This is a genomic window from Enterobacter sp. SENG-6 (genome assembly GCF_001605945.1).
In the GTDB taxonomy this organism is placed as follows: domain Bacteria; phylum Pseudomonadota; class Gammaproteobacteria; order Enterobacterales; family Enterobacteriaceae; genus Enterobacter; species Enterobacter cloacae.
This window is the reverse complement of record NZ_LOMM01000005.1, coordinates 104,949-118,391: the sequence shown is the minus strand read 5'-3', so window position 1 is coordinate 118,391 and position 13,443 is coordinate 104,949. Positions and strand designations below refer to the sequence as shown.

Below are 13,443 nucleotides of genomic sequence, written 5' to 3'. Positions count from 1 at the left end.
TTATAGTTCGAGAAGAAAAATGAAAAAACTCATTGCGTTAAGTGTTATCAGTCTTGTCCTCTCCGGCTGCGTTAATCCGGGTAAAGCGTCTGTTCAGCCGGAGCAGCTTAAGAACCACCGCTTTGTGCTGGAAAATGTGGACGGGAAAGCCGTGAAGGCCACGACAACGCAACCTGAGATCAGTTTTAGCGCGTTGCCCGATATCAGCCTGGTTAATAACATCAGCATTTCCGGCGTGATGTGTAACCGCTTCAACGGACAGGGAAAATTGTCCGAAGGAGAACTTAAGGTTAAAGGGCTGGCGATGACGCGCAAACTCTGTACCGAACCACAATTGAACGAACTGGATCAGGCCATCGGCGACATGCTGCGCAAAGGGGCGCAGGTCGACCTGACTGAAGACCAGTTAACGCTGGCGACAGCCGACAAAACGCTGATGTTTAAACGCGCTGAATAATCAGTAGCTACCGCAGGATCCAACGGCAAGCGACTGTTCACTGCAGCGTTTGCCGTTTGGCAAGGCGCACATCCCGATCGCAGAGCCATCGAGCTGGCGGGCAACAGACAGTGAGCCACCAATCATCGCGCAGTTGGCTTGTCCTGAACTGGACATCGCGGCTTTCATTCCCGGCGTTACGTGTGCCGCCGTGGCCTGCTGAACAGGTTCGTTACTACAGGCCGACAGCAATAACGCGGCACACCCTACCCAAAACGCTGAACGCATGCTCTCTCTCCCCCATGAATAATGCGAAACCTATGCATAATAGGCATCACATCCCGTGCCGTCGAGAGCGGAAGTGCGTATTTATGCGCTGCTGAAACAATTTCTCGCAATTTTTTTGGATATTGTTGAACCTGAAGCTGTTGGCAGTATATTACTGCTTTGCTCTTTGGGATTGCGTTAACAGGCTGGTTCATAAGGATAATAATCAATGCCGATTTACAATAAGTCGTTTTGCGTAGCCGTGCTCGCGCTGTGTTCTTTTCATGCCCGGGCTGAGCAGTGCTCACCCGAAAGCGTAAACAAAAATAAAACCAATAATTTCATTCTACTGCAACAGCAAATTAATGAAGCAATACCTAAAACGATTGAGACCAGGATTGAGAGTCCGGACGGTTACATCCGTACAACAATAAATGCGAGTTACAACCGCTGTGGCGAACTTCTTGGCGGCAGTATGCTGGAGGTAAAAACAGCAACCTATCCTCAATCTGTTCTTGTGATTACCAGTGCGATAAAACTCAGTAAAGCGGATTACGGCTGGCGCATCCTTGTCGATGGCAAAGGCATCGGAACGGACAAGCGCAACCAAAAATCGACACTGTTATTCCGTCATAATGTTGAAGGTATGTATTTGCTAAACAAAAAAGGGATTATCAGTAAAGCAGTTAACCGCGGCACCATTACTGCCACAACGCCGGGGGAGAAAGATCGAACCAGCATGGGCACCATTCTGTATACCCTCAATACAACAGGGGCTCTTACCCGTTCAGAAAACAAAAGTAACCTGGCGATTGAGAATTACCGCACGGAGTACGAGTACGACACGCATCATCGCCTGACAAAAAGGTACACACCTAACGTCGTGGATGAGTATGTTTACGATGATGCAGGTCGCCAGCTGACCTGGACGAACACCGAGACCTATTACACTATCGAAAAAACGGTGAATACCTGTAAGGAATGGGACACTAACGGGGAATGTATCCAGGCGGATATCGACATCACTATCTCCTCACCAGATAACGACAAAGGCAAGGCTTTTGAGTACAAACATAAAGCAGCCATGACAGCGACTTATGAATACTGGAACTGAATTATTTAAGATTTAGAAGGGTTTTTCGCCAAAAGTTTGATCTACTCATTGATGGTGAGAATACCGAGGACACAAATGCGAAAATCGCAAAATCCGGCCTTTGCTAAAATAAGGGAATAATATTCAGGGTCTGACCAGATTTACGGACCCCTCTTTTTTTGCGCAATGTAAGGGTGTCGTCCTATGCAAACTATTGACGGTAATGGTGCAGTCGCGTCAGTCGCGTTTCGCACCAGCGAAGTTATCGCCATCTACCCGATTACGCCAAGCTCTACAATGGCCGAACAGGCAGATGCCTGGGCAGGAAACGGGTTAAAAAATGTCTGGGGCGATGTCCCGAGAGTCGTCGAAATGCAGTCCGAAGCGGGTGCGATTGCCGCGGTGCATGGTGCGCTACAGACGGGGGCGCTCTCCACATCGTTCACCTCCTCGCAGGGATTGCTGCTGATGATCCCGACGCTGTACAAACTGGCCGGTCAACTTACCCCGTTTGTCCTGCACGTCGCGGCACGAACCGTTGCTACCCACGCGCTCTCCATTTTTGGCGATCACTCCGATGTGATGGCCGTGCGTCAGACCGGCTGCGCCATGCTGTGCGCCAGCAGCGTTCAGGAGGCCCAGGATTTCGCGTTAATTTCCCATATCGCGACGCTGAAAAGCCGCGTGCCGTTTATTCACTTCTTTGATGGTTTCCGCACCTCCCACGAAATCAACAAAATCGTGCCGCTGGCAGACGAAACCCTTCTCTCGCTTCTGCCGCAGGCGGACATTGATGCCCATCGCGCCCGCGCACTCAACCCGGAACATCCGGTGATCCGCGGGACATCGGCCAACCCGGATACTTACTTCCAGTCCCGCGAGGCAACGAACCCGTGGTACAACGCGGTGTACGATCATGTGGAACAGGCGATGAACGATTTCGCTGCCGCCACCGGACGGGAATATAAACCGTTTGAATATTATGGCCATCCACAGGCGGAACGCGTGATTGTGCTGATGGGTTCAGCCATTGGCACCTGTGAAGAAGTCGTGGATGAACTGCTGACGCGCGGCGAGAAAGTTGGGGTGCTGAAAGTTCGCCTTTTCCGCCCGTTCTCAGCGAAACATCTGCTCTCTGCGCTGCCGGAGAGCGCACGTAGCGTGGCCGTGCTCGATCGTACCAAAGAGCCAGGCGCACACGCAGAACCGCTGTATCTGGACGTCATGACCGCGCTGGCGGAAGCCTTCAGTAACGGTGAGCGCGAAACGCTGCCGCGTGTCATTGGCGGACGTTATGGTTTGTCGTCCAAAGAGTTCGGTCCGGATTGCGTGCTGGCGGTGTTTAATGAACTGAGTGAAACGAAGCCGAAGCCTCGCTTTACGGTCGGTATTTATGACGATGTCACTCATCTCTCACTGGCCTTGCCGGAAAACACCCTGCCCTCCGGCGCGAAACTTGAGGCGCTGTTCTACGGTCTGGGCAGCGACGGCAGCGTTTCGGCAACCAAGAACAACATCAAGATCATCGGTAATTCCACACCGTGGTATGCACAGGGTTATTTCGTCTATGACTCCAAGAAAGCCGGCGGGCTGACCGTGTCCCATCTGCGCGTCAGCGAACACCCTATCCGCTCGGCGTATCTTATTTCGCAGGCTGATTTTGTCGGCTGTCACCAGCTGCAGTTTATCGATAAATACCAGATGGCCGAACGTCTCAAACCTGGCGGTATTTTCCTCCTCAACACGCCGTACAGTGCGGATGAAGTCTGGACGCTCCTGCCGCAGGAAGTGCAGGCGGTGCTTAATCAGAAAAAAGCGCGGCTTTTTGTCATTAACGCGGCGAAGATCGCCCGTGAATGTGGTCTTGCCGCGCGCATCAACACCGTCATGCAGATGGCGTTCTTCCACCTCACAAACATTCTGCCGGGCGACAGCGCCTTAATGGAACTGCAGGGCGCGATCGCCAAAAGTTACAGCAGTAAAGGCCAGGAATTGGTTGAACGCAACTGGCAGGCACTGGCGCTGGCGCGCGAGTCGCTGTCTGAAGTACCGCTCCAGCCGGTGAATGCCAGCAGCCCGAACCGTCCTCCGGTGGTTTCTGATGCGGCTCCAGATTTTGTTAAAACCGTAACGGCGGCCATGCTGGCGGGGCTGGGCGATGCCCTTCCCGTCTCCGCCCTGCCGCCGGATGGCACCTGGCCGATGGGCACCACCCGCTGGGAAAAACGCAACATCGCCGAAGAGATCCCAATCTGGAAGGAAGAGCTGTGTACCCAGTGCAATCACTGTGTGGCAGCGTGCCCGCACTCTGCCATCCGGGCCAAAGTCGTTTCTCCGGACGCGATGGAATCGGCCCCATCCAGCCTGCATTCACTGGATGTGAAATCCCGCGATATGCGCGGACAGAAATACGTTCTGCAGGTTGCACCAGAAGATTGCACCGGCTGTAACCTCTGCGTCGAGGTCTGCCCGGCCAAAGACCGACAGAACCCGGATATCAAAGCCATCAATATGATGTCGCGGCTGGAACACGTGGAAGAAGAGAAAGTGAATTATGACTTCTTCCTGAACCTGCCGGAAATCGATCGGAGCAAGCTGGAACGTATTGATATCCGTACCTCACAGCTGATCACGCCGCTGTTCGAATACTCTGGCGCCTGCTCGGGCTGCGGGGAAACACCGTACATCAAACTGCTGACGCAACTCTACGGTGACCGGATGCTGATCGCCAACGCAACCGGCTGTTCGTCTATTTATGGCGGTAACCTGCCGTCCACCCCATACACCACCGACGCCAACGGCCGCGGCCCGGCATGGGCGAACTCGCTGTTTGAGGATAACGCCGAATTTGGTCTTGGCTTCCGCTTAACGGTGGATCAGCACCGCGCACGCGTGATGCGCCTGCTGGATCAGTTTGCCGATAACATCCCTGCCGACTTGCACGCTGCGCTGCACGCTGAAGCCACGCCTGAGGTTCGTCGTGAACAGGTCACGGCGCTTCGTAATGCCCTTCAGGGCGTTGACGGTGCAGAACAACTGGTGACCGACGCAGACGCCCTGGTTGAAAAATCGATCTGGCTGATTGGCGGCGATGGCTGGGCATATGATATTGGCTTTGGCGGGCTGGATCATGTGTTGAGCCTGACCGAGAACGTGAACATCCTGGTGCTGGATACCCAGTGTTATTCCAATACCGGCGGACAGGCGTCAAAAGCCACGCCGTTAGGAGCGGTAACAAAATTTGGCGAACACGGGAAACGCAAGGCGCGTAAAGATCTCGGCGTCAGCATGATGATGTATGGCCACGTGTACGTTGCGCAAATCTCGCTCGGCGCGCAGCTTAACCAGACGGTGAAAGCGATTCAGGAGGCGGAAGCGTATCCGGGCCCATCGCTTATCATCGCCTACAGCCCTTGCGAAGAGCATGGTTATGATCTGGCGCTCAGCCACGACCAGATGCGTCAGTTGACCGCCACGGGCTTCTGGCCGCTGTACCGCTTTGATCCTCGCCGGGCAGAGGAAGGCAAGCTGCCGCTGGCGCTCGATTCACGTCCTCCGTCAGATGCCCTGGCTGAGACACTGCTGCAGGAGCAACGCTTCCGTCGCCTCAATGCGCAACAGCCAGAGGTGGCTGAGCAGTTGTGGAAAGATGCCGCCGCCGATCTGCAAAAACGGTACGACTTCCTGGCGCAAATGGCCGGGAAAGCGGAAAAATCCACCAGCGAATAATCCCCATGCCCGGCTTGTCCGGGCATTTTTATGCCATAAAAAAAGCCCGGTGTATTCACACCGGGCCAGACCAAATAATCCCTGAGCATCACGTTAAATGAATAAATGATATTCATGGGAATTATGGATAATAATCTTAAAGGCATATAACGGGGCAGACATTACCTGATTTACCGCATGATTAATAATTTTAATTTATTATGTTTTTCACTAAAACATTCATCAAACAAATTAACATTTCCGCAGAACAATTCCCTTTAGATTTTACTCACTTCGTAACAATTATAATTTATTACTCTTTCAGCGGAGTGATTTAGCATGTGACAACTCTCCGCAAAGGAAAGTTCAACAGGTAATTAAATAAAAACAACCGCAAAGGAATACCATAATGCAAAGAAAAGTACTGGCCCTGATGATTCCGGCTCTGTTAATGGCTGGCGCTGCGCATGCAGCAGAGATTTATAATAAGGATGGCAATAAATTAGATCTGTACGGAAAAGTAGATGGTTTGCACTACTTCTCTGATGACACGTCTAAAGACGGCGATCAGACCTATATGCGTTTGGGTTTCAAGGGCGAAACCCAGATCAACGACATGATGACCGGCTACGCACAATGGGAATACAACATTCAGGCAAATAACACCGAGGGGTCTGACAACCAGTCCTGGACACGTCTGGCCTTCGCCGGTGTGAAAGTGGGTGACTACGGTTCCTTTGACTACGGCCGTAACTATGGTGTCCTGTATGACGTGGAAGGCTGGACCGATATGCTGCCAGAGTTCGGCGGCGACTCTTACACCTATGCCGATAACTTTATGACCGGTCGTGCCAATGGCGTAGCAACCTACCGCAACACCGATTTCTATGGCCTGGTGCCGGGTCTGAACTTTGCTCTGCAGTATCAGGGTAATAACGAAGATGCCAGCAATAACCAGGAAGGGACCAATAATGGTCGCGACACGCGTCATGAGAACGGTGACGGCTTCGGTATTTCTACCACCTATGATTTCGGTATGGGAATTTCAGCGGGGGCGGCCTATACCTCTTCTGACCGTACCAACGATCAGGTGAGAAATACCACCGCGGGCGGGGATAAAGCGGATGCCTGGACCGCGGGTCTGAAATATGACGCCAACAATATCTATCTGGCGGCCATGTATTCTGAAACCCGCAATATGACCCCTTACGGCGACAACGAAAGCGCCGTGGCGAATAAAACCCAGAACTTCGAAGTAACCGCACAATACCAGTTCGATTTTGGTCTGCGTCCGGCAATTTCCTACCTGCAGTCGAAAGGTAAAGACCTGGGCAACGGTCAGGGCGATCAGGACCTGGTTAAATATGCCGACGTAGGCGCAACCTATTACTTCAACAAAAACATGTCCACCTATGTGGATTATAAAATCAACCTGCTGGATGAAGATGACAGCTTCTACAAAAACAACGGTATCGGTACCGATGATGTCGTTGCATTAGGCCTGGTTTACCAGTTCTGATGATCAGAGCCCGCAGCATCATGCGGGCTCACCTTTTTTGAGGTTAGTCGCACAACAGCACGCTATCGCGAGATTGTTGAGGATAAGTTGAAAGACTGCGGGTTAGACTGCGCAGATATCCCCCTCTTCATTAAGGATAACTGTGTTGTTTGGTCGTGTATCCCTTGCCCTACTGGCTCTTTTAGCGTGTTTGTGGATGGCGTTAATTTTCGATTTCCGCGATATTGTTGGGCACCTCGGCACGCTCTTAAATCATCTCGACAGGCATTAACAGTGAGCCTTTGAAAACAAAAAGCCACCAGCAGTGCCGGTGGCCGTGATACCCTTAGTGAATGCTATTTTTTCACGGGCTGAGGCTTTTTATCCCCTGATTCAGGCGCCTCACGTGGGTCGTCTTTTTCAACACTAAGCATAATGTCTCCTCTTTAAGATACCCACTTCCCACTATAGCCAGCGTTAGCACAATGTGGCCAGGCGGCTAGGACGCTTGTGTTGGCGCGCGTTTGCGAAAAGAGAGATAGCCAAAGACCCCACTTTCGCCATCCGCAGGATGGTTAACCCCGTCCATCACCGTCACTTCCGGGAAATCGAACGGAGAGACGTTTTCAAAACAGGCGACATTTACACCGTATTCATTGGGATTAGAACGCCGCTGATGGAAGGTATAAATCCCGCAGACCGAGCAGAAGAAATGCCGGGCTGTACCGGTGTTAAAGCGGTACTCCGTAAGTTTATCCTCGCCTTTAGTGACGGTTATACCGGTTAACGGTGCAGAGACCACAACCGCCCCTCTCATCCGACAAAACGAACAGCTACAGCGACGGGCGGTATTTAACCCATCGGTTAACGCAACGGTGAATGCCACTGCACCACAATGGCATCGGGCATGACGGATTTCTGCCATCGTTTACACCCCCTTTCTTACCAGTTCAGCGGCCTTGACGAACACCTCATCCTCTACGCCGTCACCCTTTTGCCTGCCGAGTCTTAGCAGTTCATCAACAATGCTGTTACGATCGATCGGTTTCTGTGCCGAAACAAGCCCGATAACGGCAGCACCAATCGCCAGCCCAACTAACCCGGTTTGTTCATCTTTGTTCTTCATGTTCATGCTCCTGATACCACAAACAAGCGTAGCAGGATTTTAAAAACGCGGTGTCAGACCGTATTTCGGCGATTTGATATTTGCGGCCCAAATCTTGATATCGTTTTGTAGGAGAAGGGTGAAATCTGAATTCAGATGCGCCACCAGGGCATTGACGCTGGTTGCATCGACCACTGAAAAATGTTCAATTCTGTTCGACCCAACCTGAACACAGTAATAGCTGGCGGGCAGCACTTTACCATTCACATTAAGCGGCAGCGTATTTTTTCCGCATTGCCCTTCGGTGATGTATGAAACCACCAGATTAGCGGATTTTTTCCCGGGCTGAGATACGCTCACCATTACCGGAAAACCTTCCGACGTCTGCGTCATGTCATAAAGAACGGCATTTTTTATATACCAGGTATTATATTCCCGCTCCTGAAACGTCGACCAGCCAGGCGCTGAATAAAACATCAGCGCTGCCAGCGTAATACATTTTATTTTCATGAGATGCTGTCGTCCGTGTTGTTGCACGTATTATTCAGAACGGACAAAAAACAGCAACCCACCAGGATTTGGCCTACTACTATTGGCAGTGAGGATGCTCAATAGCGTACAACAAAACCAAAAATCAGGTTTGGGTGACATTACAGGTTACCCCGCTTTTGCAAGCGGGGTAAAAAGCGTGAATGTGACTTAACTGTTTGACGCACCGAATTGCATTTTGTGAAGCTGTGCGTACACCCCATTGTGCGTCAGCAATTCCGCATGGCTTCCGCGTTCAACGATAACGCCATCTTCAACAACAATGATTTCGTCAGCTTTTTCAATAGTCGACAGACGATGCGCAATCACCAGTGATGTACGGTTCTTTTGCAGTTCCTCGAGCGCAGACTGTATAGCGCGTTCCGATTCCGTATCCAGGGCTGACGTTGCTTCATCAAGGATGAGTATTGGACTGTCCCGCAACAGTGCGCGTGCAATAGCGATACGTTGCCGTTGCCCACCAGAAAGCAGTACCCCGTTTTCACCGATGATGGTATCAAGACCGTTATCCATCTTGTTGATAAAGTCCATCGCATTTGCCATACGCGCGGCATTCTCGATCTGGTCACGGGTGTACTGCTCCGTACGACCGTAGGCGATGTTGTTGGCAACCGTGTCGTTGAACAGGTGGACATTTTGCGAAACCAGCGCCACCTGGTTACGAAGCGACTGAAGGGTATATTCTTGCAGGTCGTGGCCGTCCAGCAGAATTTCACCTTCATCAATATCATAAAATCGCGTCATCAGGCTGGCGATGGTTGATTTACCCGAGCCGGAACGTCCGACAAGGGCAACGGTCTTACCGGCAGGTATGTTCAGGCTGATATTGCGTAGCGCTGGGGCCTCACGTCCCGGATAGGTAAACGTCACATTGCGAAACACCACGTCCGCTTTTGCGCGTTCAAGTACACGCTTACCTTCATCTTTTTCCTGTTCGGAATCAAGAATAGTGAACAGCGTCTGGCAAGCGGCCATCCCGCGCTGGAACTGCGCGTTCACATTGGTCAGGGATTTAAGAGGCCGCATCAATGCAATCATCGATGTGAAAACGACGCTAATCGTTCCCGCCGTCAGGGTCGCCATAACACTCGGGAAGCTGGCAGCATAAAGAACAAACGCGAGTGCCAGGGAGGCAATAAGCTGAATAACAGGATCGGAGATTGACGATGCGGACATCATTTTCATTCCCTGCAAACGCATCTTATTGCTGACCTTATCAAAGCGTTTTGTTTCAACGTCCTGACCGCCGAAAATTAATACTTCTTTATGGCCTTTAAGCATCTGCTCAGCACTCGCCGTGACCTGCCCCATCGTATTCTGCATGCTTTTACTGATAGTGCGAAAGCGTTTGGACACCATACGAATAGTCACGGATATAACAGGTGCCAGTACAATCAGGATGATTGAGAGCTGCCAGCTATAGTAGAACATCATGGCGAACAAGCCGATGATTGACGCACCCTCACGGATGACCGTTATCAGCGTACCTGATGACGAAGATGCGACTTGTTCGGAATCATAGGTAATACGCGACAGCAACGTCCCGGTTGACTGTTTGTCAAAAAACGACACAGGCATGCCCATCAAATGGCGGAACAATTTCCGGCGCACATCCATCACCACTTTGCCCGAGACCCAGGAGACACAATAGCTGGAGATAAAACTGGTAATACCGCGTAGCGTCATCAATCCGATAACCACAACCGGCATCCATAACATGACAGAGCGGTCCATTTTGCCCACGCCATCATCCATTAACGGCTTTAGCAAAGACAGCATAAAAGGATCGCAGGCGGCATTTATCATTAATGCTAATGCCGCAACCAATAGTCCTTTCTTAAAAGGCGATATTATAGGCCAAAGACGGCGAAACGTGAGCCAGGTGGAAAGGTCTTTGTCAGTTTGCATACGGGAGCCTTAATAATGAGAGTCGTTGAGCATAACGTACAGTTTTAAAGGAACCACTGCACAACGGTATTAAGGGTATGATGTGTTACTTCAACGAATATCCAACCACTCGCGAAAAATATTTTTTTGCTCTGTCATGTTCATTATGCTTATTTTATTTTTAACTTCATTTCACCCTGTTATCCAACCATCTATTAACATATCCCACCCCAGAAAGAAATGAATAAAACAGAAGCAGATAAATCTCAATGTTTACTGATTGCAGTTTCTTTTACCGCATATAAATTTTCGCTTTGTGCATGTTGATCATTTGTTATATTTACGACTAAAAATAGCCACACTGTATATACGTGCTCCAGTTAAAAGACTGACAATCAGTAGCATTTTCAACCTGACGCACGTGAAACACTTCTCCTGCCGTATCTTTTATGCATGCTTCCTTCATTGACGTAAAAAGATGAAGATACAAGACACAACCCGCCAGGAAGCACCCAACTAAAAGACATACTTTTAAAACAGCCATCACCGTTTCCCTCCTGCTTTGTACGGGGAAAACAGCTTAATAGCCTGAAGATGAATAGACTCTCAACACAGTGCAGTTTAAGTGGCTATTCGTGCAGGTCACGTTAAAGCTACGTATCAGCATGCAGGACCCCATCGTGAGGTCCCGGGTTGTTCTCTGCTACTTATGAAATCGCTGCGCTATGCAGCCTGAAGATGATAAGCAGAAATCAATAACGCCTGGTCGTGGTGACCGGTGCTCTGTCTGTCCAGTCGGGACGTTCACCAGCCATGATCGCCCGTTGCTGAGACGGTGTTACAGATTGCGTTATATCAGGCATTGGCTTATAAACCGGTTTTTCCGCAGGAGTGATAACCACATCAGAACTACACCCTGAGCACAATAAAATCATAAAACCAAAAGTACTTAACTTAAACACTTTCACCCCTTCCTGTGGGATATCATCTTAAGGGAATCGTTCGCCAGTGATTGTCTAATCCGGGCCGCCAGCACATCAGTAAAGTCGCATGCGAGCTTCACATTCCCATACGCTGAAACGCAAGATAAGAAGCAGCGATACAAGTTAAATCAATACTGATGCGAATGAAGAGCAACGGAAATAGTCATAAAGGATTACATCTAAAAAAAGACGGATTCCAAAAAGAAGCACAAGATTAAACGCCACATATACGGATACGCTGTGGCCGTTTATTGCTCTTTTTTGCTTAAAATGGAAATTCCCTTTCGTTGACGAAGCGTTGCAATTTACTGTTGTTAAATAATGCTGTATTAAAACGATTGTAACTATAAAGTTAATTAGAGGTTAATATGAAGGGTGGTATTTTTGCATTTTTGGCATTAGGTGTCGCGTTAGCAATAACAGGGTGCTCAAGTGATTATGTTATATCGACCAAAGATGGACATATGATGACCACACATGGAAAACCAGAGCGAGATAAAGACACCGGTTTAATTTCATACAAAGATGCAGATGGCAGCATTCATCAGATACATCAATCGGATGTGAAAGAGATTGTAGAAAAGTAACCACCTGATCTGTCCTTCCGTTTTACTGGCTCCGCCATTTTACTGAGCGGAGCTTGCCTGCCCTTACCCACCTTATGTTATCTGTTTTAACGACCACGTCTCGCTGATGGCGAACAGAAAGCCGATTACGTTTTACCGCAAGTCGGCACAAGATCCTTCATCGCTGTAAAACGTGCTGGTATTCGCCGCCGGAATCCGTACCATACGCGACATACTTTTGCCCGCTGGCATTGACTGCCGGCGTTAACCCATCTTTCATAGCCAGACAGTTGCGGCATAGAATGCGTGGAAAATGAATGGCAACAGGTGCTGATGCTTAACGATTAGCCGGCACGCTGAAAACTTTTGCCCCTGCTGGCTCCGAAGGTAGCAATAAATGCAAGACAATCAATCAAATACAAAGAAAGAACAATACAACCTCAACAAGCTGCAGAAGCGGCTGCGCCGTAATGTGGGCGAAGCCATTGCAGACTTCAATATGATTGAAGAAGGCGACCGCATCATGGTTTGCCTGTCAGGGGGTAAAGACAGCTACACCATGCTGGAGATCCTGCGTAATCTTCAGCAGAGCGCGCCGGTGAAATTCTCCCTGGTGGCCGTAAACCTTGACCAGAAACAGCCGGGTTTCCCTGAGCATATCCTGCCGGAATATCTCGATAAGCTGGGCGTTGAGTACAAAATCGTCGAAGAAAACACCTACGGTATCGTAAAAGAGAAGATCCCGGAGGGCAAAACCACCTGCTCTCTCTGCTCTCGTCTGCGTCGTGGCATTCTGTACCGGACCGCGACGGAGCTGGGCGCAACCAAAATTGCGCTGGGTCATCACCGCGACGATATCCTGCAAACGCTGTTCCTGAACATGTTCTACGGCGGGAAGATGAAAGGCATGCCGCCTAAGCTGATGAGCGATGACGGCAAACACATTGTCATCCGCCCTCTCGCCTATTGCCGCGAGAAGGACATTGAACGCTTCTCCCAGGCGAAAGCTTTCCCGATTATTCCATGCAACCTGTGTGGCTCTCAGCCGAACCTGCAGCGCCAGGTCATTGGTGACATGCTGCGTGACTGGGATAAACGTTATCCAGGGCGCATCGAAACCATGTTCAGCGCAATGCAGAACGTGGTGCCTTCTCACCTTGCGGATGTTGAGCTGTTCGACTTCAAAGGCATCAACCATGATTCAGAGGTGGTGAATGGCGGCGATCTGGCGTTTGATCGGGAAGAGATCCCCATGCAGCCTGCAGGCTGGCAGCCGGAAGAGGATGATAATCAGTTTGACGAGCTGCGCCTGAACGTACTTGAAGTGAAATAATCCTGTCGCGTCTCAGAG

12 protein-coding genes and 1 pseudogene are annotated in these 13,443 nt (G+C 50.2%); 7 read left to right on the top strand and 6 right to left on the bottom strand.

Features of this window, described 5'->3' with window-relative positions; all coding sequences use genetic code 11:
* Positions 1–19: 19 nt before the first annotated feature.
* Positions 20–457 carry a heat shock protein HslJ gene (gene hslJ / locus AX755_RS03525; protein WP_013096466.1) on the top strand — a complete coding sequence of 146 codons (438 nt, stop codon included), beginning with the start codon at positions 20–22 and terminating at the stop codon, positions 455–457.
* Here hslJ and AX755_RS03520 read toward each other — a convergent pair whose 3' ends face one another.
* A complete protein-coding gene (locus AX755_RS03520; RefSeq protein ID WP_013096465.1) occupies positions 458–724 on the bottom strand; it encodes a putative hemolysin in 267 nt (88 codons plus the stop codon). It abuts the gene before it with no gap.
* A 208-nt stretch (positions 725–932) separates the two neighbouring features.
* On the opposite strand from AX755_RS03520, the gene AX755_RS03515 reads away from it, so the two are divergent.
* From AX755_RS03515 to ompC, 3 genes are all read left to right on the top strand, one after another.
* The gene (locus AX755_RS03515; protein WP_062856290.1) at positions 933–1,817 is read left to right on the top strand and encodes a hypothetical protein; all 885 of its coding nucleotides are present in this window, start codon (positions 933–935) and stop codon (positions 1,815–1,817) included.
* A gap of 183 nt (positions 1,818–2,000) precedes the next feature.
* The gene (gene nifJ / locus AX755_RS03510; RefSeq protein WP_062856289.1) at positions 2,001–5,525 is read left to right on the top strand and encodes a pyruvate:ferredoxin (flavodoxin) oxidoreductase; all 3,525 of its coding nucleotides are present in this window, start codon (positions 2,001–2,003) and stop codon (positions 5,523–5,525) included.
* 388 nt (positions 5,526–5,913) lie between these two features.
* Complete coding sequence (gene ompC / locus AX755_RS03505) at positions 5,914–7,023, top strand: porin OmpC (RefSeq protein WP_013096462.1); 1,110 nt, start codon at positions 5,914–5,916, stop codon at positions 7,021–7,023.
* 335 nt (positions 7,024–7,358) lie between these two features.
* On the opposite strand, the gene AX755_RS25690 is transcribed toward ompC, so the two are convergent.
* The 5 genes from AX755_RS25690 to msbA form a co-directional block, all read right to left on the bottom strand.
* On the bottom strand, positions 7,359–7,436 hold the full coding sequence (locus AX755_RS25690; RefSeq protein WP_223232805.1) for a hypothetical protein: 78 nt from the start codon (positions 7,434–7,436) through the stop codon (positions 7,359–7,361).
* 65 nt (positions 7,437–7,501) lie between these two features.
* A complete protein-coding gene (locus AX755_RS03500; protein ID WP_045294236.1) occupies positions 7,502–7,927 on the bottom strand; it encodes a GFA family protein in 426 nt (141 codons plus the stop codon).
* A 3-nt stretch (positions 7,928–7,930) separates the two neighbouring features.
* On the bottom strand, positions 7,931–8,128 hold the full coding sequence (locus AX755_RS03495; protein ID WP_013096459.1) for a hypothetical protein: 198 nt from the start codon (positions 8,126–8,128) through the stop codon (positions 7,931–7,933).
* Between the two features lie 39 nt (positions 8,129–8,167).
* Positions 8,168–8,617: a hypothetical protein gene (locus tag AX755_RS03490; protein WP_029882924.1), complete on the bottom strand. Its 450-nt coding sequence runs from the start codon at positions 8,615–8,617 to the stop codon at positions 8,168–8,170.
* A 189-nt stretch (positions 8,618–8,806) separates the two neighbouring features.
* The gene (gene msbA, locus AX755_RS03485) at positions 8,807–10,564 is read right to left on the bottom strand and encodes a lipid A ABC transporter ATP-binding protein/permease MsbA (protein ID WP_062856288.1); all 1,758 of its coding nucleotides are present in this window, start codon (positions 10,562–10,564) and stop codon (positions 8,807–8,809) included.
* A gap of 1,330 nt (positions 10,565–11,894) precedes the next feature.
* Between msbA and AX755_RS03480 the strand changes: the two genes are divergently transcribed.
* From AX755_RS03480 to ttcA, 3 genes and pseudogenes are all read left to right on the top strand, one after another.
* Complete coding sequence (locus AX755_RS03480) at positions 11,895–12,113, top strand: YgdI/YgdR family lipoprotein (RefSeq protein ID WP_032618552.1); 219 nt, start codon at positions 11,895–11,897, stop codon at positions 12,111–12,113.
* Positions 12,114–12,206: 93 nt separating this feature from the next.
* A pseudogene (locus AX755_RS25685) lies at positions 12,207–12,391 on the top strand (site-specific integrase); the annotation flags it as partial.
* Between the two features lie 98 nt (positions 12,392–12,489).
* A complete protein-coding gene (gene ttcA / locus AX755_RS03475; RefSeq protein WP_013096454.1) occupies positions 12,490–13,425 on the top strand; it encodes a tRNA 2-thiocytidine(32) synthetase TtcA in 936 nt (311 codons plus the stop codon).
* Positions 13,426–13,443: the final 18 nt, after the last annotated feature.